This is a genomic window from Bacteroidales bacterium, assembly GCA_016707785.1.
In the GTDB taxonomy this organism is placed as follows: domain Bacteria; phylum Bacteroidota; class Bacteroidia; order Bacteroidales; family UBA4417; genus UBA4417.
Genome location: JADJGZ010000026.1, coordinates 1 through 22,715, shown reverse-complemented (window position 1 = coordinate 22,715; position 22,715 = coordinate 1). Strand labels below are relative to the sequence as shown.

Below are 22,715 nucleotides of genomic sequence, written 5' to 3'. Positions count from 1 at the left end.
GTTGACATATGCATTTTTCTGAAGATGTATAAGCTTAGCTTTGCTTTGATATCAGCCTGTTTAAGGCGTCAGGATTCTTCACAATGATTGTTAAATATTTGTCGCGTATTCAGCAATATGGTTGGTTCTATTTGTAGTTAGGGATAACAGGTAGCAAAAGAAACAGGCTGTCTCAAAATAAGTCGTCAGACTGAGCGGAGCCGAAGTCTGACCACTGTTTTTGAAACAGCCTGTTTTATCAAATTCCAGGAATCCTGGAATGATATCGATTGGATTAATCTACCTTAATTTCATCGACAAATAACCAGCTCTTCTTACCGGCGCATTGTGAACCGTCAGGACAAATGCCCTGGTTATATACATTCACTTTTACAAATTTTGCTTCTGTTTCAGTAAAATTGGCAGTGAATGTATTCAAAACAGCAGAAGCACTCCAGTAATGGGTATCAAAATCCTTGGTATAAACAGGTGTATAGGTTATCCCATCATTGGAAACATGCACTACCAGTGCAGAAGGACCAAATATCCATGAATTTCCGTTTTCAAGGTAACTGATGGTTACACTCTTGATTTTTGTGGTCTTTTCAAGGTTTATAGTCGCATGCAGATTGATCCCTTCGAAACCGAGCCAATTGCCAGTATTGAATTCAGTGGTTCCAAAAATGCCATCGGTAATACTGCTACCGCCATTTCCTGGATACTTCGTTGATGGAGCGGAATTCAACACAGCCGTTTTTCCAAATGAAAGAGGAAGACTTAAATAGTTGACTTCACCGAATGGTTGATCGTTATAATATGCCTGTGCCTTGATAACAGCAGGAAGTTCAACAGTAAATGGTTTTTGGGTAGATAAGGAAGTGGGTCCCGGTTTTGAACCATTCGTTGTATAGAAAATCTCCACAACAGGCTGAGGTTTAGTCTCCTGAACAACCTTTGTTTTTCCCTTTGGGGCTACAACCGGTTTCTTTGTTTTTTCAGCTGCTGCCACAACTGCAGTAAATGCCTGATCAGGGCTTAAATGGTTAGGCGCCAGGGTAATTTCAGCCTGGTTATTGCCTTTGTACCGCGTTTTAATACTTACCTGGTTGAGGTATTTTACTGTAAATTCACCGGCAGTGTTATAAAGAAGCCTTGCATAAGTGAGTACATCACCAGTAACAGGAGCTTTTGACTTCAGGCCGGGTGTATTGATCCAGTCTTCCTCCCAGTTATCAAAAGCAGGTTGTTTCCCGTTTTTCAGTGCATCTGCATAATTCATCCAGCGATTCATATAGTATTCCCTGATAAGGCCGCTCCATACTTTTGATGCATATTCATAGAGCACAGGTGTTGACTTATTCCCCCACATCGTTAACTGACGTTTGGCATTGGCTTCGTAAAAATCGCGCTCAGCAGGTGTAGTGCCCCACTTCCTGGCATCTTCAATCCAGTTTTCCAGTCTTTGCTGAGGCAGGTTATGCATCAAACCATCCATCATCAGCATTAACTCCTGGACTTTCCCGAAAAGCAGCTGGCTTTGTGTGGTATTTCCCTGTTTATGCAATAGTAATGCCTGGTCAATGAGGAGGTCGGTCTTCATTCCGGCAAACTGAACAACCAATTGGATAAGGTCATTCTTAAATCCCGGATTATTCTTGAAAGCTTCCGCTTCCTGGAGGAAAATTGCAACAGCCTGGTCGAAGGCCCTGGATTGATCCAGATTAGAGCCTGGACTCATGCTTGGCCTGTTCTGATACTTGTTCAAAGGATGTGCAGTCGGGATGCTGTAAACTGACTCAAGTAAGCCCATCCAGGCATTAAGAAGATTTTCGTTATAGACTCCGTACCTCTGTTCTGTGTAAGCTTTAAGCCATGCTTTGATATCAACAGGTTTTGAAGTCCATGAAACATCGGTAAGCAACTCATAAACTACTTCATTATTCAACACGCCTTCAGGTGAAATACCGAATCCGGAAATATTTCCTTTTGCAGGACTATTAAGCATTTTGGCTGCATCGGTAGCATAAAGGGGTAAGTTACCAACCCATTGTGAACTTCCGCCATAATTATGGATTATGCTATAAATCCAGGGTTTTCCATAAAAGGAGTCAATCTGTTCCCAACCATGAAAGGATTCATTTGCCAGGTCAATAATAATCATTCGATCATTAGGTATTTTACTCAGGAAGGATTTTACATTTTCATTGTTCCAGAATGTCCGGTTATTATAGAAAAGCCATCCCTGCATCACCCAGGTTCCTTCCGGGTCGCCGGCATTAATTGCATCATAAACCGATTTGCCAAAGTCAGCAAGTTCTTCTGATTTATTGGCAGCAGTAACCGGTACTTCATTCTCATTGAAAAGGTCAGCAAGGTAGTAATGTACTTTACCATAAGTGCGGTTATACTCTTCAATAAACCGTTTCCCGATATTGATGAAATCGGATGATCCCGGAGGAAGGATATAGGCCTGGTTCGAATCCGGGAAATTGCACCATCCCTTCACATCCAATAGTTTACTGTCGGGATAAATTCTTTTATAAGCTGCAGGAACAAATCCTGAGAATGCAGGTACAACAGGATCCATACCTAATTGCTGCATACGGATCATCACCTGCTTCTGAAGGTCTTTTGAAGCATCGATATAGGACGATGGCAAAGGGCCGGCATGCTTGTTCACATTTCCCATACGTTGCCAGGGTAAGAATGCCGGGCCGGTAAAATGGGAACGAATCTCAAGGTCGGTCATACCCATATCGGAATACACTTTATGCCAGACTGCCTCTTGCCCGGCCATTGCAATTGGCATATTGATTCCATGCAATGCCATCCAGTCCAACTCTTTTTGCCATTGCTCCCATTTCCAGAATGGATTGGTATAGCCATAGGCACATACATTATAATAGAGCCTGTGTTTATAAGGGGATACTGTCCTTGGAATTGTTAAGTCGGGGAAAGAAGCAGGTGGCGTTACTTTATCTGTGCTCCAGTTATATTGAATATTACAGGCATTCCTCAGGTATTCATAGGCTCCCCTGGTCATAGCAATGGTGCTTGATCCTTTTACCAGAACCTTACCATCCAATGCAATGACTTCAAAAACATCCAGGCCTTTTTCATCCGGAATTTTTTCAAATTTAAAAGATTCAGCTTTCATGCCGATCAATCGCATGATGACCTGTTTGGCAGCCATTAATTCCTTTTCTTCTGACGAAGGGAGGTTCTTTTGCCCGAATGAAATACCGGGAAAAATGAACAAAAATGTTACTAATGAGAGGATTAATCTATTCATTTTTTATTGTTATGGGTGTTTGTGTTAAGTTAATCGTGCTAACGCCTTTTTCTCCGCTTTATTATGAAAAACCTGTTGTTTAAGGATTATTAGAGAATGACATTTGTATGCGTGGCAAATAAGGTTACTTGATTTTCCTGCGGTTTATCTCTTTCTGAATGAGAGAGAGTTCTCTTCCTGTTTGACCTGCAATTGAGGTGTTTTCTTCCGCCCTTCTGAGCAGGTAGGGTAATATATTATGCACCGGCCCGTAAGGGATATATTTTGCGACATTATATCCGGCATCAGCCAGGTTAAAACTGATATGGTCGCTCATACCATAAAGCTGGGAGAACCAAATTCGCCTGTCATTTTTTTCCAGGCCTTTTTGCTCCATTAACTCTGTAAGGTAACGGTTGCTGATTTCATTATGGGAACCATTGAAAAGAACGAGATTGTCAATATGCTCAATAGAAATTTTCAAGGCTTCATCATAGGCTGTGTCAGTGGCTTTCTTATCAGGCTGGATAGGGGAAGGGTATCCATTTTCTTCTGCCCTTTTCCGCTCTTTTTCCATGTAAGCACCCCTGACAAATTTCACACCGAGGACGTATTTGCCTTCCTCTGCTTTACGGATGGATTCCTTAAGGAATTCAATCCTGTCGGTGCGATACATCTGTAAGGTATTAAATACAATCGCTTCTTCCTTGTTATACTTTTCCATCATCTCAGTGACCAGGTCATCGATCAGGTCCTGGTACCAGGAATCTTCTGCATCAATCATGATAGGGATTTTTAACTCAGATGCCTTTCTGCATAAGGCTTCCACACTTTCCCTGAAAAGAAGCATTGCTTCTGAGGTGTTAATTTCACCTGACTTTCCCATCGCTGCTTTGGTCAGGGCTTCAACAGATGCAAAAGCTGTGGGTTTAAATACAGCAAAGGGAATTTGGTGGTTCCCTGCAGCATTCTCGATGGATCGAAGTGTTTCTGCAAGGGTCCGTGCCATTACTGAAGCATTGCTGCCACCTTCTACTGAATAATCCAGGATCGAACTTACCTTGTACCTGGCTAAAAGATCTACAGTTGCTTTGCATTCGTCGAGGCTTTCTCCTCCAACAAAGTGCTTGTAAAGAGTAGGCTTGATGGCCCATGCCACAGGAAGTCCCAAATTCAGGGCCAGGTAAGTCATCTTTTTACTGATGCGCACCAGTCCGGGATTAGCAATGATTCTGAATAACCAGTAAGCTCTGCGCATCCCTGCATCAGTTTTATACCTGAAAGCAATTTCAGTATTTTCAAAAGTGATCATTGAATCGAATTTGTGGGCAAAAGTAAGAATATCCTTTTGTAAATAAGTGTGGTAGAATCTGATCGACAAAAGAAACTCTTCTTCTGACTTCAGGTAACAGGAAACGGTTCTGAAGACTCACATGAAAATGTGATTTTTAACTGGATATGTATTATTCAAGGTTATTGCTGTGATTTTGTATTAAAAAAACATGCACTTTTGTAATAATATCTGGCCCGGGAAAAGTGGTATATATGGTAAATGCTTCTATTGAATAGCATTTTCTGAAAGCAATAAGTCATAGGTTCTATTCTGGTCTGGATAAAATTATATTATCTTTGGCAAATCGATGACAATAGATGAATCTTAAAGATTTCATATTCACAGGATCTGATGGTTGGCAGAAATTAGCCTATATCGTTGATCAGTATCCATTGAAAGGTGTTTTCATTTTAGTAGATGAAAATACCAGGGATCACTGCTTGCCGGTAGTTTTTGAAAAATGCCCCGCCTTAAAATCTTCTGATATCATTACTGTTCAGTCAGGCGAGGAGAACAAGACGATCATTTCTGCTGTTAACGTCTGGCAGGAACTCAGTAACCTTGGGGCTTTAAGAAATTCTTTGCTGATATGCCTTGGAGGTGGAATGGTATCCGATCTCGGAGGATTTGTGGCAGCAACCTATAAAAGAGGAATGGATTACATCCTTATGCCAACTTCTTTGTTAGGGATGGTGGATGCAGCTATTGGAGGTAAAACCGGGTTGAACCTCGATGGACTCAAAAATCAGGTAGGATTGATTTCAGCTCCCAAAGGAGTTTTTCTGATGACAGAATTCCTTCAGACATTACCTGAAAGGCATTTCAAATCAGGTTTTGCAGAAATGGTAAAACATGCATTGATCAGTGATCGCTCTCATTATAATGAATTGTTGCAGTGTAATCTTTTGAAAGATGCTGATGCTGATAAGTTAATCTACCATTCGGCAGCTGTGAAAATTGGGGTTGTAGAAAGTGACCCCCATGAGATGGGACGCAGGAAAGTATTGAATTTAGGGCATACTGTGGGCCATGCACTTGAATCATACTCCCTGATGCACGATGCCCAGCCACTGATTCATGGTGAAGCGGTTGCAGCCGGACTGGTTTGTGAAGCCTTTATATCAATGAGGATGCTTGGCCTATCTGAGTCTGATTTACAATCGATCTCAAATTTTGTTACCTGGAACTTTCCGCACTATCGTCTGAAACCTTCTGCATGCAATGATATTATTGCAATAATGCTGAAAGATAAAAAGATTGATAACCCCGGGAAAATTAATTTCTCCCTTATTCAATCCATCGGTAAACCTTTGGTTGACCAATATCCGGGAGAAAAACTGATCAGGGAAAGTATGCATTTCTATGTAAATATTGAATTCGGATTCTTCTCATAGTCCATAAGTTCTATTCTTCATTCCCCCTTTCATGTTGTTTTCAGGCAGGCTTTGCCAATAATAACTTATTGATTCATTCCCATTTACTTAAAAAATCACATTAAAGTGTGATTGATATATCTTATTTGCCGATATACATTTGAACTGAAAAACAGGGCTTTCCTTGCGACTGGTTGCAGTAACCAGGGAAAGGCTATTCAATGTTTAATTTTCTTAAAGTGTGACTTCAGTAATGGATAGCCGAGGCCATATTTATGCAGGCTTATAATTAAATCAATCACTATGGGAACTTGTAAAGTTTATTTGCTCTTCTTTTGTCTGGCATCTGCATTAATCTTTAACTCATGCAGTAAAAGCGAAAGTGATGATCCGGGATCAAACACTTCCTACAATGGAAAAACCACAGCTGTCTTTAATCCTGCCCTGACCTACGGAACAATGACCGACATTGACGGGAACGTATATAAAACCATCCAGATAGGCACCCAGACCTGGATGGCGGAGAATCTCCGTACGACTAAGTATAATGATATAAGTGAAATTCCATACATTACTTACCAGTCTTGCATACACCGGTGATGCCTCAGCGCATGCAGGCCGGGTGATTCGTTGCATAAAAGACTGATTCATGCCATTGCGTAAATTTAGGGTCACTTGGGTCCATCACTATTCTGTCTCAATTAGTTTGAAGTGCCAGATTCTTTTTTAACTGTGGCACGAATTGTTTCTATAACCATTGGTAGCAAAGAGATTCCAATGATTGCGAATACCACATATTCCAGGTTATTTTTAATGAAGGGCAGGTTCCCGAAGAAGTACCCAGCCAGTACCATGCTTGTCACCCAAAGACAACCTCCTAGTATATTGAACCAGATAAATCTGTTGTAATTCATGGAGCCTATACCGGCAACAAAAGGTGCAAAAGTTCTGACAATTGGCACAAAGCGGGCAATGATGATGGTTTTGGGGCCATGCTTCTCATAAAAAGCCTGGGTTTGGTGAATATATTTCTGCTTGACTAATTGTCTGCCGCCTATTTTCCAGGAAACCATTTTTAATCCGATAGTTTTTCCAAAGTAGTAATTCAGACTATCACCCAGAATCGCTGCAATTATGAGGCTCGAAAGTATTATCGAAAGGCTCAGCCCGACTGCCTCTCCCTGGGAATTAATGACTCCTGCGCAGAAAGTTCCTGCCACAAATAAAAGGGAATCGCCGGGCAGAAATGGCATCAAAACGATTCCTGTTTCAATAAATATTATGAGAAACAGAATAACATAAACCCAATTGCCATAATTATCAATCATGGTAAACAGATGATTGTCAAATTGTAATAAAAAATCCAAAGCTGATTTTAAAAATTCCATCCGTATTGCTTTTAAGTGTTTATTTATTTGATTTTTTGATTTAGCGATCCCTGAACTAAGTGTCAAGGGAATGAAAAATCATTCAGGTCCAGCATAGCCAGGGCTGTCGGCAATAACTTCGTTGGTGTCTTTCTTGAAATTAAACAGGCGTATCCTACCTGGAAAACCCAAAGATTGTGAACACCACTGAATGGCTTAAGATTGATTTGCTAAGATTGCCTGTCAGGATTTTGGATGAATCCTGGGAGGTTGCCAGATTGGCAGTTTTGGAAAAGGAATTAAGGATATTTCCTCAGAAGACAGATCACATTTCATTTCATCGGGAAATAAAAGATATTCTTCTGTTTCTGAGAACTGATCATCAACTGACGAATCTGCATAAGAAATTACAGAATGATGATTTAGACAATTGCCTCCCGATAATTCAATGAGACCTGGAATAAGATCATTATTTGAGAATGTAATCAGTGCATGATAGAGTATCAATACTGCTAAAGAGATGAATTTCGGGGCTATGTCTTTAAATTGGTTCATTGAACGACAAAATTATAAGTTTGCTACTGATCGTCCAACGTGCCGCTTGTTAATAATTGTTATATAAAATCTAATTATTCTTTCCGGAGGTTTCTGAATCCTGGCGAAATTTTGTCGGTTCTTTTTAGGTGAGTGCTTCAACAGTATAACAACGAAAGAGTGTTGTCAGCATTATTATTAACAAACAGTTGAAAACTTTTGATTATTCGGGCAGTTGATTTTAATACTTTTGTCAAATTGCGGCTAGAAGAAACTATTATGACTGTTGATATATTTATCCCTTGTTTCATTGACCAGGTTTACCCTGAAACGGGTTTTAATATGGTGAAAATTCTTGAAAAGCTGGGTGTTAAAGTGAACTATAATACTAATCAGACCTGTTGCGGACAGATGGCTTTTAACAGTGGATTCTCGGATGAAGCAAAGGCAGTAGGGGAGAAGTTTATCAAAGATTTTCCGAATAACCGTTATATTGTGGGGCCTTCAGCCTCCTGTGCCGGATTTGTCAGGAATTATTATGATGAAATGTTCTATAATTCAGCACTTCATAATGAATACCACCAGCTGAAGAAGAACTTTTTTGAATTCACTGATTTCCTGGTAAATGTCCTTAAAGTTGAGGATGTTGGAGCTACTTTTGAACATCTTGTTACTTACCATGACTCTTGCGCCGCATTAAGGGAATATAAGCTGGGAAACGAACCCAGGATACTGTTGTCGAAAGTGAAAGGCCTTGAATTGGTTGAAATGAAGGATACTCATACCTGCTGCGGATTTGGTGGTACCTTTGCCGTAAAACATGAAGCGATTTCAACTGCAATGGCTCAGCAAAAAGTCGAAAACGCCCTTCAAACCGGTGCCGAATATATCATTAGTACTGATTCATCCTGCCTCATGCATCAGCAAGGTTACATTGATCAAAATAACCTTCCTCTGAAAACTATGCATATTATTGATTTGCTGGCACAAGGATGGTAATTGTAACCTCCCGGAATTGAATTATCATTTCAAAAAGGATGATTCCGCTTTATTAATGGGATTTGCCTGTTACTTTTTATCGTTAATTGGAGTAAACCATCTGTTTAAAGTGTTATTTTGACGCTTGATTTTTAATATTTACTAATGAAAAACAACTATTTTTACAATCTGTAAACCTCTTGTAGATTGTAAAATGCGATCACTAATACTACTCCCTACCTTCCTTTTTTTGGGTGTTTTGTGCCTTCTATTCAAACCCTCTTTTTCACAGGAAGTCCAGCCTGTCAAGGCCCCATTTGCTTCTGACTTCAGAATTGCTGATCATGAAATAACTTTTACCATTGATTTGGATCAGCTTGTTTCTCCGGTCGGAATTCTGTCATTTTATAATCTTGCATATAGCAATAAAATATTTGCAATCGATAAAAATGAACTTTTAACCCATTCTGCTCACTTCACTTCTGCAACATTTGATACCATTCAGCTGAAGCTGTTATTAAATGATTTATTGGAAGAATCACTCTTTCAATTGAATAAGCTGGATGCAGAGCTAAAAAATAAGCCATTAAAGGAGTTGAGTATTCTGGAAACCGATGGTTCTAAAGCCACCAGCCCCACCTGTGAAGAATCCCAGGTGTTTTGCGGATCTTCGGCTTATGCATTCAATGGAGGTACCGGTACCCCTAATGCACAACCTGGCCCATTTTACGGCTGTCTTTCTACGACTCCCAATCCTGCATGGTATTTTATGCAGGTAGGTCCCCCGGGAGGTGATATTGTAATAGATATGTGGAGCAGCCCATCTTATGATATTGATTTCATTTGTTGGGGTCCTTTCTCCTCTCCAACCGGAGCCTGTGTTGATGGACTTACTTCAGGTGCTGTTGTTGATTGCAGTTATTCTGGCAATTCAACAGAAACCTGTAATATCACAAATGCTCAGGTTGGTGACTTCTATATGCTATTGATTACTAACTATTCGAATAACCCTTGCGAAATCACTTTCTCTCAGACTAACTTTGGAGACCCCGGATCGGGAACAACAAATTGTGATATCGTTGTTGAATGTTCTGTATTGTCCATTTCTCCATTCCCTTCAGATTGTGATCCCACGACAAATACTTTCACTATTTCTGGTAGTGTTGAATTTACAAATGCACCAATAGCCGGTGTTTTAAAAGTGAATGACAATACGAGTGTTCCCCCGGTTTCTCAAACTTTCAGTCCCCCTTTTAACAGTCCTCAGACATTTACGCTGCCTCCTGTTACATGTGATGGCCTGGCGCATGACATTGAAGCTTTCTTTACTGATGATGCCGCCTGTACCCTGATTCAACAAGCTACTGCACCTTCATCTATATGTCCGATAGCCACCATTTCCGGAGGGGGAATTATCTGCGATGATGCTACCAGTGTGGCTACAATTCAGGTGGATATTGTTGGAGTTGGGCCTTTTGATTTTGCTTATGCTCTCAATGGTGTCCCCCGACCAGCTATAACGAATTATAATGGCCCGCTTCCTTTCACTTTTACTACGGATACCGCCGGAACTTATACATTAATTTCTATTGAAAATGCAGCATGTCCCGGGACTTTTTCAGGGACAGCAGTTGTGACTGTTAATCCGGTCCCTGTACCCACTTTAAATGGCTCCATTAATACTTGTCTTAATAGTACAGGGAATGTTTATGTTACTGAAGCAGGGTTTCAGAATTATATATGGAATATTCCGGCCGGTGGTTCTGTAACTGCCGGTGGTAACGGAAGCAATACTGTCACAATTACCTGGAACCAGGTGGGCCCGCAATCAGTAAGTGTTACTTATTCAGGACCTGGACCAACTAATTGCGCTGCGGCCGCACCTGCCGTTTTCAACCTTACCGTTGACCCCCTTCCTACTGCCAACGCCGGCCCCGATGATGATATGTGCCAGGTGGATACCTATACCCTTGCTGCACTGGCCACTGATTATGATGCAGCTACCCTTACCTGGACTGAAAATGGTCCGGGCACACTTACCGGTGGCACAACTCTTACACCTACCTATACCCCCATTCCCGGTGAGATGGGCAATGTGGTTTTCACCCTTACAGTCAATGGCACCGGTTCCTGTGCTTCCCAGCAAGCCACCGACCAGATGATCCTTACGGTGAACCCTCCACCTTTTGTGCTGGCAGGGCCATCGGCTTCCATCTGCGCAGGAAGCATCTATACCCTTAATAACTCCATGGCCAATTTCTGCCAGGCATTACTCTGGACGACCAGTGGTACTGGCACCTTCGGCGACCCCACCAGCATTCATCCGGTATATACCCCTTCTGCTGCAGATATTGCAGCCGGTTCGGTCATTCTCACTTTCCGCGGGGATGGTTCACTCAGTTGTAGTGCCATTCAGTCCACCGACCAGCTTACCCTGACCATCAATCCCAAGCCTGTTGCCGATGCAGGCCCCGACGACAACACCTGCCAGGGGATGAACTATACCGTTTCAGGAGCTTCTGCTTTAAATACAACAGCCTCCGGGGTGCTTTGGACCGAAAACGGAGCCGGATCGCTGATCAATAATAATACCCTTACACCCACTTATGTACCCGCCTTTGGTGAAACCGGCACGGTTACCTTCACCCTTACCGTATCAGGGGCTTTGATGTGTGCCGGAGAAATAATTTCTGATGACCGTCTCCTTACATTCACCCCTTTGCCCGATGTGGCTGCAGGCACCGATGCCACCATTTGTGCTGCCGGGACTTACACCCTGTCCGGCACCCAGCAGTTCTGTTCACTGCTCACCTGGAGCAGCTCTGGTGACGGGACTTTTAGCAACCCCAACCTGGCAAATGCAGTATATACGCCCGGAGTAAATGATATAGCTATTGGAAGCGTTACCCTCACCCTCACAGGACAAGGTATGGGTACCTGTAATTCCATGAATGATGCAGATGCCCTCACCCTTACCATCGATCCCATGCCTACTGCCAGTGCCGGGCCCGATGATGCTTTCTGCGTGCTGAACCCCATTAACGTTACCGGTGCTGTGGCCACCAACTTCTCATCCTACCAATGGTTCGCAGGAGATGGTACCTTTAATAACAACACCCTGCTTTCCCCCACCTATATGCCTGGCAACCTGGATTTCAATGCAGGAAGCGTCACCCTCACCTTTGCCGTTCAGGGCAGGCTCTCCTGTTCAGCACAGACAGTGACCGACACCAGGGTTTTTGCTGTTTCGCCTTTTCCCGTGGTTAATGCAGGGTCTGATAACTTTATCTGCAGCAATACCACCCAGTTTACCCTTGCGGGATTGGGAATAATTATGATGCAACCAATATCCAATGGACTTTTGTGGGAGGAGATGGTTTTCTGAGTAATCCCAATATCCTTAACCCCACCTATTTTGCCGGTCCTATCGACCTGAGCACAGTAAACCGCACCATCACCTTTACCCTTACCCTGGAAGGGAACGGACAATGCGCAGGCACTTTCGTGAATGACCAGGTGGTGCTCCAGATTGACCCTACCCCTGTGAGCAATGCAGGCCCCGATGGACAAATCTGCGGACAAAAGCCATTCCCTATGGCTGCCTCGGCTCAGTACCAGTCAATTATCAACTGGACTACTTCGGGAGATGGCAGCTTCAGTAATCCCAATATCCTCAACCCCAGTTATACCCCCGGTCCGAATGATGTCGGAAATGTGGTGGTACTGACCCTGGGACTGGCCGGATGCCAGAGCCTTACCGGAAATGACTTTATGTGGCTTACTGTTCATGAAGACCCCTCTGCCACCATCAGCGGAACCACAAGCATCTGCGAAGCCACTTCCACGCCAATAAGCATCGCCCTGACAGGAACACCACCCTGGTCGGTGACCTATACCAATGGTACCACTCCGGTTACGGTGAACAATATCATGAGTTCACCCTATGTTTTCAGTGTGAGTCCGCCGGTTACCACCAGTTATTGGGTAACTGCTAGTAATGATAACTTCTGCAATGCCCCGAATGACTCTATTCATGGACTGGCTTCCATTACCATCAACCCTTTACCTGATCCTTTCTCAATCACCGTTACCAATAACGGGGTATTCTGCGAAGGGACACCGGGTGTTACTATTGGATTGTCAGGTTCACAGTCAGGCATGAACTATGAGCTGCTGCTCAATGGAGCCCTGGAAGGCACCAACCGGGCAGGTACCGGAGCCCCTCTCAGCTTCGGCATTAAGAATGTTCCCGGGCAATACTCCATCAGGGGGATAAACCCTGTGGGCAACTGCGAACAGATCATGAATGATACAGTTACCGTAATCATGAATCCTATTCCAGTCACCGATTTTGAAGCCAATACCGTTTGTAATTCTGATACCACATTTTTCACTGTCAGTGGGAACTATGTTGATAAAATCAGCAACTGGCACTGGGACTTTGGCGATGGCACTTTCGCAACCTTTAATGCCCCGACCAACCCTTATCATATATATCCCACATATGGTACCTACCAGGTAATCCTTAGTGTAGAAGATACTAACAACTGTACTTATTCCATCAGTCACCCGGTAGAAGTCAGGCCTCATCCCAATGCTTTTTTCAGTTACAATACCCCCAACTGCCTGGGTGATCCCAGTTTCTTTACCGACCTGAGTAACAACCCAGTCGGACAGGGCTATATCAGTCAGTGGGTATGGAGTTATGGCGATGGCACACCTAATGATACGATTGATTTCCCCAATACCTCCAATACCACGCATCAGTATGCCGGTGACGGCACTTATGCAGTGACCCTGTATATCACCAATAGCCGCAACTGCACGGATATTTACAGCACCACTATCACTGTCACCCGCCGTCCCCTTGCTGATTTTGACTTCTGGAGCAACTGCCAGGATGAACTGGCTATTTTCAATGATGCGAGCAATGCCAATGGAGGCGGAGCCGTTACCAGCTGGAGCTGGGATTTTGGAGATCCTGCTTCTGGATCTTTGAACACCAGCACCCTGGAAGATCCTACACATTTATATACTACGGCAGGATTGTATAATGTAACCCTGATCGTTCAAAACTTCAATGGCTGCAGCGACACTATCATTCGGCAGGTGAATGTAAAAGGCGCTCCCCTGGCTGATTTTACTAGTACCACCGGCTGCCTGGGCACCCCCACCTTGTTCTGGGCCGACAGTACCTTGATCAACCTGAATGCTACCGCTACCTACCACTGGGATTTTGGCGATGGCTCCACGAGCAATACCCGCAACACACAATACACCTATATTGCAGCAGGCACCTATACGGTAATTCTTACCATTACTGATACCGCAGGCTGCGAAGGATCCCGTTCCCATACCCTGATTGTTACCCCACCGCCAACGGCATTGTTCAGCTCTGCTACCGATAACTGCCAGGGACAAACCATCAGCTTCAATAACCAGAGTACCACGGAAACAGGCTACCTGACCAGCTGGAGCTGGAACTTTGGCGATGGGAGCCCTGTTCAGACCATCCTTTTCCCTGCGATCCCCGATGTAAGCCATATCTATGCCGTAACAGGCACCTTCAATGTGACCCTTACCGTTACCAACTCCGAGGGCTGTACCCATAGCTTCTCCCGGGTGGTGAATGTGTTTGGTTCCCCTACAGCCGACTTTATGAGCTCAGGCCATTGCAAGGACAGCCCTGTACACTTCACCGACCTGACCACCACTTCCGGAAGCCAAAGCCTGACCTCCTGGCAATGGAACTTTGGTGACCCGGGTTCAGGAGTATTCAATACCAGTACTGATCAGAACCCCATACACAGCTATGCCGCAACGGGCAACTATACAGTGACACTGATCACCCTCACCTTAAATGGCTGCTCCGATACGATCAGCTACCCTGTCACCATCAAGCCTTTGCCTGTAACCGACTTCAGCTTCCAGAGCGCCTGCCAGGATAATCCTGCACAGTTCAGCCCTGCCGGAATGGCGATCCCCACCATTGCCAGCTGGTACTGGAGCTTTGGGGATGGAGGCAGCAGTACCCTGCAGTCTCCCAGCCATGTGTATACCTTTGCCGGGACCTATACCGTTACGCTCACCGTTACCGATACGGCAGGATGTGAGAACCAGCGCAGCCACCCGATCATCATCGTTCCGCTGCCCCTTGTGAACTTCGACTTCTCTTCTCCTGCCTGTGATGATCAGCAAATACAGTTTACTGATCTTACTACTTCTGCCGCCGGATATGTTACGCGATGGTTCTGGGATTTTGGTGATGGCACCACCCAGGTAATCAACTTCCCTGCTACCGCCTCTGTATCACATACCTATGCCCAGGCGGGGACTTTCAATGTGACCCTGACAGTAAAAAGCTCCGATTCCTGCACCAACCTGCAGACTAAAACCCTTACCATCCTTCCCAAACCTACGGCACTGTTCAGTCATGGCGCTGCCTGCCAGGGAGCAGCGGTATCGTTCACAGATCTTTCCATGAGCAATACCACCTCCGGGATCTCCAGCTGGCAATGGGATTTTGGTGACCCTGGCTCAGGCAGCTCCAACCAGAGCAGCCAGCAGAACCCTGTTCATCACTTACAATACCGCAGGGACCTATACAGTCAGGCTGATAGCCACCATCTCAGGCGGATGCAGCGATACGGTAACGGGCTCAGTGAATGTAACACCGCCTCCTGCAGTAGATTTCAGTTCATTGGCAGGATGCAGCGGTGATACCACCCAGTTCACTTCCAGCACAGCGGTGAATGTAAATGCCACCCAGAGCTGGTACTGGCAGTTCGGGGATGGTCTGAGTTCCACCCTTGTGGACCCGATGCATATCTATGCCCAGTCCGGCACCTTCAATGTCACCCTTACCATCACCGATACGGCAGGCTGCATAAACACCAAGACCAATGCCGTGGTGGTAACCCCCGGTCCGCTGTCCAACTTCAGCTTCAATACCCCCGCCTGCTCAGGTACTGAGATCACCTTCACCGATCTTGGCAATGGCAATGGCGGAATAATCAACAACTGGTACTGGCAGTTCGGTGATGATAATGATACCACCTTTACTACTTACCACCCCACGGTAACACATACCTACAGCCAGCCGGGCACTTTCCTTGTAAGCCTGACCCTGGGCACACAGCAGGGCTGCAGCCATACACGTGTTATCCCTGTGACCATCTCTGCCTCGCCACTTACGGCTTTCTCTTACCAGAATACCTGCCAGGGACAAGCCACACAGTTTACCGACCAGACCAGTCTGAATGGAGGTCCCACACTGGTATCCCATAGCTGGAACTTTGGCGATCCCCCATCGGGAAGCAGCAACTCAAGTACCCAAACCAACCCGGTACATAACTATGCCAACCCGGGCACTTATTTGGTAAGGCTTATTACTGCCAATGCTTCTGGCTGCCAGGATACCCTGGAACAGAATGTATCCATTGTTCCAAAACCAGGAGTAGATTTTTACAATGACAGCCTGCTTTGCCTTGGATCAGCCACCACCTTCTTTACCGATACCACCGCCACACAGGTGGGAGCGGTACAGACTTACAACTGGAACTTTGGTGATGGCAGTCCCACTGCAAACACACAAAACCCACAACATAGCTATGGAGTGGCCGGTACTTTCACCGTGGTGCTCACGATCAGTGATACCTCGGGTTGCCAGAATGCCATCAGCCATCCTGTGACCATCCACAGTGCACCTCAATCGTACTTTATGGCCCAGCAGGCCTGTGCCGAGTCTCCCACACAGTTCACCGATCTGAGCTCTGCCCCGCAGGGAGATACCCTTGTTGCATGGAGCTGGGACTTTGGACTCTCAGGCACCGCTGATACCAGCACGATGCAGAACCCGCAATACACCTTCAATACAGCAGGCACCTATACCATCACCCTTACCACCACTACCGAGCATGGCTGCACCCATGTGAAGACCATGCCGCTGCAGGTATGGAACAAGCCTACGGCCTACTTTAAATACTCAGCCAGTCCCTGTGCCAATGGAGCGGTACAGTTCCAGGACTCCTCATGGAGCTACCAGGCACTGGTCACAGGATGGAACTGGGAGTTTGAGCCTTACCAGTATGGCAATGGACAGAACCCCAACCATGTGTATTATGCCATTGACTCCTGCTATGAGGTAAAGCTGATGATCACCGATATCCGCGGATGTGTGGATACAGCCTTCCAGCAGGTATGTGTCCCCTCAGAGCTCACTGCTACCTTCAGTTATACACAGTCCTGCTTCGGTGAGCCTATGCAGTTCACCCCGCAGTTGCTAACCCCTGCTGCTCCTGCCGATTCCCTGATCAGCTTCCAGTGGAACTTTGGAGATCCGCAGTCGGGAGCACAGAACCTGAGCACCCTCAAAACCCCGGGACATATTTTTACCGCCCCGGGCTTCTATACCATTAACTTCTCCACCACGGACCAGTTCGGATGCCAGGCGGATGCCTACCAAAGTGTGCAGGTGCATGCTTTGCCTGTAGCATTGTTCGATTATACCCCGGGCAGCTGCGACTCAACCATCACCTTTACCAGCCAAAGCATCGATACCGCAAGTGCTATTACCACCATGTACTGGAACTTTGGCGACGGGACACTGGATACCATCAATGCTCCCAATACCAGTACCACGCATAAATACACCACGGCCGGAACCTATGTAACCACATTGACCGTGGTGGATGGAAATGGTTGTACATCAACAGTCACAGACAGCATTCAGCGTTCCCCCTGTATTGTGGCAGCCTATACGCCATCAGACACTTTGCTTTGCCAGAACTATGCCCTTGCGTTTTCGGACTTTTCCACCTGTGATGCCCAGATCAGTCAGTGGGTATGGACCTGGGGAGATACCGCACAACCGACCACTTATAACAGCTATCAATCCCTCACCACCCATACCTTCACCCAGCCGGGTACTTTCCTTGTAAAACTAAAGGTCAGCACCATTGTGGGAGGCAGCGTGATCAGTGACTCCACACAAAGGGTGATCACGGTGATCGCCACACCTATGGCAGGCTTTTCAACACAGGATGTATGTTACAAACAGGAGTCGATGTTTACCGATACCACCAAAGCCAATGGAGCCACATTGCTCACTTACCGCTGGGAGTTTGGTGATCCGCAGAGTGTGTATGACACCGCTGTAAACCGCAACCCCTCCTGGGTTTATCCTGCCCCGGGCAGTTATGACCCCAGGCTGATTGTCACCAACCAGTCGGGATGCCGTGATACCGCCACCACCAGCCTGATAATCCATGGACTGCCTTCTGCTACCTTTAACAGCTCTATTGCCTGTGTAGGGCATCCGACCTACTTCTTCGACCATTCAGATCCTTACCTTGCCCCGCTGAACCTATGGGGATGGAGGGTGAGTGACAGTCTGGGAAGATTTTTAGGCTCGATGCAGGGATCCACCCCGCAGTTCGTGTTCGACAGTATCGGCAGGTATAGGGTGCTGCTGACCGCCAGCGATACCAACCAATGTGCAGATACCTTAAGGGCAGAGGTAGATGTGGAACCATCACCACTGAGTGCTTTCAGTTATACAGAGGATGTAGAACAGGTGCAGGGACAGGTGCAGTTCAACGATGGATCCATCGGAGCCGATGAATACCACTGGGACTTTGGCAATGGAGAGATATCACCATTGGCCTCCCCATTGATCACCTACACCGAAGACGGCACCTATACCGTGACCCTGGTGACCCTGAATGAGCAGGGCTGTTCGGATACTACCAGCATGTTATATACCTTGCTGTTCAAAGGGCTTGTATGTCCCCAATGCTTTTGCCCCGGGAGGTACGCTACAGCAGACAAGGATATGGAAACCTGTAGGTCAGAACCTGGCCACTTACCACTGCCAGGTGTATAACTCACACGGAGCCATGATCTGGGAATCCAAGCAGCTGGATGAGAGAGGATCACCGGTGGAGTCCTGGGATGGAACCTACAAAGGCCACCCCGTGCAGCAGGATGTGTATGTCTGGAAAATCCAGGCCATCTTCCGCGATGGAACCATCTGGAATAATAAGGATGTGGGGAACCATGACAAGCTGACCGAACCTGTGTTTGGGACCATTGTGCTGATTCGGTAATTAGATTGTAGTACTAAGTTATCCCTTCCTACTATAATCATCATAAAAAAACTGCCTGCTAATTCCCGAAAGGAATTAACAGGCAGTTTAGGTTTTAATTCAGATCTCAGAGATTGATTACATTACCCATCCCGGAAATACTTTGTTTAATTTCCGGATTCCCTGTATAGTAAACATTACCCATGCCAGGTATTGAAATATCAATTCTTTCATCTGCATTCATCTTCACATTACCATTGCCTGAGATGCGGATATCTGCAGTGGATACTTTCATATCCAACAGGTTGATATTTCCAAAGCCAGAAAGCAAAACTTCAGTATGTGTCGTTTCACCTGAACAGCTGATATTACCGGCTCCTGAAAGATAGATTCTCTCAATAGGACATTCTGACCAAACCAATCCTGAACCTTTCATACTTAATTCATCCATTTGATTATCTGTTATATAGATATCCAACGAAATTGTACTATCAGTAATGATTGAAAAGTTACCTGAAGAAATGATAAGGGAACCATTGATAACATTAGTATGTATCCCCGAAAGAATGTTTTTCTGTGCTTTAACCTCAACTTTTCTGGTACTGCTCTTCATGATGCGAATGTTGGCAGCTAACCTGTTTTCGATCTTGGTAAAACCATAAACAGTCCGTTCTTCCATGTGCAGAGGACCCATACCTGTTATTGAATCATGCTCGTTTTGAATCTTCTCACATCCAAAAAGTGAGAGAGAAATAAAAAGTGAAAGTAGTATTGATTTCATTTTAGTAATTATTTACAAGAGTCATCATTGCGACCTGATTATTATTTGAATTAGATAGAGCTATTTCTGACAACCCCGGAGAATCTTAGAATTTCCCGAATTTAAGTCCCACAGTGGCTGAAAGATTATTCATCAAATCGGAAGGAGTATTCATAAGTTCCAATCCGCTTACATAACGGTAACTTACACCTGCATTCAAACGCATGAACCTGAATACATTCAGTTCAGCCCTGATACCGGGTTCAAAAGAAAAGAACAGGTCTGTGTCAAGATTTTTATGATAATTATCCCAATCATCTTCATCCCATTCGAAATAGTCTTCTTCGGTAATGTAGCTTGCACCGCCACCTCCCAGCAATATGGGGAAAGTGATATGCAGTGGCGATTGAGGAAAAGGTGTGATTTCAAATAGCATCCTGCCAAAGCCGCCTTCCAGGTAAGCACCTGATGTATCGGTGACATGATTATAATACATGGAATTTCTGTTTGTCCAGCCGGAACCTGAGAATCCAACTGCAAAAGAGTGATTGATGATAAGTCCCGCATTGAAACCACTCATATGGACATCCCTGGAGCCAAATTGAGTGTAACTATTATCGAAACCTACAAACCAACCCAGTTTTGTATCCTTATTCTTTCCAAAAAGGGTGCTGATTTCATCGTTTGACCTGGTGGCCTCCTGTGCATTTAATATTAATGCAATGAATAGAAGTGCTAAAGTAATGCTGATGTTTTTCATTGTTTTATTGTTTTGTTTGATTGATGATGCAAAACTATGTTCAGGAATCGGGTCGTGAAATTTATTCTGGTTGAATGACGAAAACGAGTAGTTGAAAGTAGTTTTTTAGGATGTAAAAGTACTTTTGTCAATAATTATCAACTTATTTTCATTTTCTTGACATTCTGCGAGAAATATTTCTATCTCACTTTTTATATGTTAGTTAGAAAATAGCATACCTCTTCCATAATCATTATTATAATGATTAATGAATTTTTGTCAAATAAATTTAGTTGCTAATAAACAGAATGTGCAGAAACAACAATTCTTCGTTTAGTTTCCAGGAGTATAGACGGAAGTCGAACAAAAAAGTTACTCTAACAATGAGTATACAATAATCAAAGACTATAAGAAAATGAGGGAAAACAATGGGTATTAATCCACCATTTTATAAATGATACGGCTGAAACCGGTATAAGGGTGTAGTTCCATTAATTCGAAGCCTATCATACCTGCTGCCACGAGGGGAAGAGTGCCCAATACTTCATTGGCTTCATCCTTCGATTTAGATTCGAGTACGATGACTGCGTTTTCATTTTCGTTGAAATAGATCTCCCTGATTACTCCTTCCTGAAACAGTTGATACACTCTATATGCTTCGTTGTTAAGCACTTCACTTTGTTCATCCCAGTTTACCTGTGTGAGTTCTTTTTCGATGGCAAGCAATTTCATTGATAATAGATATTAAGGGTATGATAGAATAGGATAATGCCAGGATCCGATGATTAGTCAGCAAACGGATAATTCTTCACCATGGTATATCGCTTAAGAATTATTGGCAAAAATAAATCGCACCCATGGGGTAATAAATAAATAATCGGTGAATGGCGGAAAATGGGGAGTGAACCGACGAAAAGAATGAGATAATTTGAAAATTTGAAAATTTGAAAATTTGAAAATTTAGAAATTTAAAATGTTCCGCTAGTCACGATTCACTAGTCGCTATTCACAACCACCAGAAAATAAACTAACTCATAAGGGAAATATCAAACCGATCCAGTCACTATTCGCTAGTCACTAATCACCTGTCACTATCCACTAATCACTAGTCACTAGTCACTAGTCACTAGTCGCTATTCACTAGTAACTACTCTAACTCACGAGGGAAATATCAAACTGCACCAGGTCGACAAACAGCTTGACCCTGTCTTCAATGGCTTCATGTGACAAGCCCTGCAATCCTTCAGTCCCGAATTTTTCAACGGTAAAAGAGGCCATTGCGGAACCGTAGATGATTGCATTTTTAAGATTATGAAAAGAAATATCCTTGGTTCGGGCCAGGTGGCCGATAAATCCTCCGGCAAAGGTATCGCCGGCGCCTGTTGGGTCAAACACTTCTTCGAGCGGGAGAGCCGGGGCATAGAAAACACTTTTTTCATGGAAAAGCAAAGCTCCATGTTCACCCTTCTTGATTACCAGGAATTTTGGGCCCATGGTCAGGATTTTCTGAGCGGCCTTCACGAGGGAGTATTCACCGGTAAGCTGACGGGCTTCCCCATCATTTACTGTAAGGACATCTACCCTTTTAATTACTTCCAGGAGGTCATCCCAGGCGGTATCCATCCAGAAATTCATGGTATCCATAACGATCAGGCGGGGCCTTTTCTTCAGCTGATCGAGAACGCGCATCTGAACAGCAGGGGTAAGGTTGCCCAGCACCAGGAACTCAGGACTGGTATATGATTCCGGGAGCACTGGATCGAAATCAGCAAGCACATTCAGGTCGGTAATCAGGGTATCCCTGGAATTCATATCTGAATGATACCTCCCTGACCAGAAAAAGCATTTCCCTTCGGGTTTCACCTGCAGGCCATCAGTATTGACTTTATATTGATGCAGAAGGTCGAAATATTCCTGTGGGAAATCACCTCCAACAACTGAAACAAGATTCACTTCACCTCCCAGCTGGGAAGCAGCTAAAGCGATATATGTGGCGGCACCGCCAAGTATTTTATCAGTCTTATCAAAAGGGGTTTCAATCTTATCGAAAGCTACGGTTCCAACGACTACAATGCTCATTCCTGTTCAGTATTTTAAAGGTTTTTGAAAAATTTTTTGCAAAGATATTGTTTATTTAAAACGAAAGTTTAATTTTGCAGTCCCAATTTTAACAAGGGATATTCCTCCTTAGTCCGTCAGCTGACGGATTGGTTAGAGGATATAGAAAATAGATAAAGATATTCCTCCTTAGCTCAGTTGGTTAGAGCATCTGACTGTTAATCAGAGGGTCTCTGGT

Annotated in this window: 15 protein-coding genes and 3 pseudogenes; 10 read left to right on the top strand and 8 right to left on the bottom strand. The window is 44.5% G+C overall.

Features of this window, described 5'->3' with window-relative positions:
• Nucleotides 1-274: 274 nt before the first annotated feature.
• Both IPH84_14130 and IPH84_14125 read right to left on the bottom strand, forming a co-directional pair.
• Nucleotides 275-3,271, bottom strand: coding sequence for an alpha-N-acetylglucosaminidase C-terminal domain-containing protein (locus IPH84_14130; protein MBK7174334.1), 2,997 nt, complete (start codon nt 3,269-3,271; stop codon nt 275-277).
• Between the two features lie 124 nt (nt 3,272-3,395).
• Nucleotides 3,396-4,562 (bottom strand): proline dehydrogenase family protein, encoded by a 1,167-nt coding sequence (locus IPH84_14125; protein MBK7174333.1) that lies wholly within the window; start codon nt 4,560-4,562, stop codon nt 3,396-3,398.
• Between the two features lie 338 nt (nt 4,563-4,900).
• On the opposite strand from IPH84_14125, the gene IPH84_14120 reads away from it, so the two are divergent.
• Both IPH84_14120 and IPH84_14115 read left to right on the top strand, forming a co-directional pair.
• Nucleotides 4,901-5,977: a 3-dehydroquinate synthase gene (locus IPH84_14120; protein MBK7174332.1), complete on the top strand. Its 1,077-nt coding sequence runs from the start codon at nt 4,901-4,903 to the stop codon at nt 5,975-5,977.
• A 282-nt stretch (nt 5,978-6,259) separates the two neighbouring features.
• The gene (locus IPH84_14115; GenBank protein MBK7174331.1) at nt 6,260-6,556 is read left to right on the top strand and encodes a hypothetical protein; all 297 of its coding nucleotides are present in this window, start codon (nt 6,260-6,262) and stop codon (nt 6,554-6,556) included.
• Nucleotides 6,557-6,657: 101 nt separating this feature from the next.
• Here IPH84_14115 and IPH84_14110 read toward each other — a convergent pair whose 3' ends face one another.
• Nucleotides 6,658-7,344 (bottom strand): DedA family protein, encoded by a 687-nt coding sequence (locus tag IPH84_14110; protein MBK7174330.1) that lies wholly within the window; start codon nt 7,342-7,344, stop codon nt 6,658-6,660.
• 222 nt (nt 7,345-7,566) lie between these two features.
• Entirely contained in the window at nt 7,567-7,878 is a 312-nt protein-coding gene (locus IPH84_14105) for a hypothetical protein (protein ID MBK7174329.1), read from the bottom strand.
• A 258-nt stretch (nt 7,879-8,136) separates the two neighbouring features.
• Between IPH84_14105 and IPH84_14100 the strand changes: the two genes are divergently transcribed.
• The 8 genes and pseudogenes from IPH84_14100 to IPH84_14065 all read left to right on the top strand — a co-directional run bounded on the left by IPH84_14100 (nt 8,137) and on the right by IPH84_14065 (nt 18,941).
• Nucleotides 8,137-8,856 (top strand): (Fe-S)-binding protein, encoded by a 720-nt coding sequence (locus IPH84_14100; protein ID MBK7174328.1) that lies wholly within the window; start codon nt 8,137-8,139, stop codon nt 8,854-8,856.
• 193 nt (nt 8,857-9,049) lie between these two features.
• A complete protein-coding gene (locus IPH84_14095; protein ID MBK7174327.1) occupies nt 9,050-12,220 on the top strand; it encodes a hypothetical protein in 3,171 nt (1,056 codons plus the stop codon).
• Entirely contained in the window at nt 12,199-15,555 is a 3,357-nt protein-coding gene (locus IPH84_14090) for a PKD domain-containing protein (GenBank protein ID MBK7174326.1), read from the top strand. The genes IPH84_14095 and IPH84_14090 overlap by 22 nt, the downstream gene beginning before the upstream one ends.
• 100 nt (nt 15,556-15,655) lie before the next feature.
• Nucleotides 15,656-15,964, top strand: a pseudogene (locus IPH84_14085) (PKD domain-containing protein).
• 246 nt (nt 15,965-16,210) lie between these two features.
• Nucleotides 16,211-16,498, top strand: a pseudogene (locus IPH84_14080) (PKD domain-containing protein).
• A gap of 57 nt (nt 16,499-16,555) precedes the next feature.
• Nucleotides 16,556-16,741, top strand: a pseudogene (locus IPH84_14075) (PKD domain-containing protein).
• Nucleotides 16,742-17,440: 699 nt separating this feature from the next.
• Entirely contained in the window at nt 17,441-18,718 is a 1,278-nt protein-coding gene (locus tag IPH84_14070; protein ID MBK7174325.1) for a PKD domain-containing protein, read from the top strand.
• Entirely contained in the window at nt 18,615-18,941 is a 327-nt protein-coding gene (locus IPH84_14065) for a gliding motility-associated C-terminal domain-containing protein (GenBank protein ID MBK7174324.1), read from the top strand. The genes IPH84_14070 and IPH84_14065 overlap by 104 nt, the downstream gene beginning before the upstream one ends.
• Before the next feature lie 106 nt (nt 18,942-19,047).
• Here the strand turns inward: IPH84_14065 and IPH84_14060 are convergent, their stop codons facing one another.
• From IPH84_14060 to IPH84_14045, 4 genes are all read right to left on the bottom strand, one after another.
• A complete protein-coding gene (locus tag IPH84_14060) occupies nt 19,048-19,701 on the bottom strand; it encodes a DUF2807 domain-containing protein (protein ID MBK7174323.1) in 654 nt (217 codons plus the stop codon).
• An 85-nt stretch (nt 19,702-19,786) separates the two neighbouring features.
• Nucleotides 19,787-20,440 carry a hypothetical protein gene (locus tag IPH84_14055; protein MBK7174322.1) on the bottom strand — a complete coding sequence of 218 codons (654 nt, stop codon included), beginning with the start codon at nt 20,438-20,440 and terminating at the stop codon, nt 19,787-19,789.
• 414 nt (nt 20,441-20,854) lie between these two features.
• Nucleotides 20,855-21,151 (bottom strand): hypothetical protein, encoded by a 297-nt coding sequence (locus tag IPH84_14050; protein ID MBK7174321.1) that lies wholly within the window; start codon nt 21,149-21,151, stop codon nt 20,855-20,857.
• A 420-nt stretch (nt 21,152-21,571) separates the two neighbouring features.
• On the bottom strand, nt 21,572-22,498 hold the full coding sequence (locus IPH84_14045) for a bifunctional hydroxymethylpyrimidine kinase/phosphomethylpyrimidine kinase (protein MBK7174320.1): 927 nt from the start codon (nt 22,496-22,498) through the stop codon (nt 21,572-21,574).
• Between the last annotated feature and the right edge of the window lie 217 nt (nt 22,499-22,715).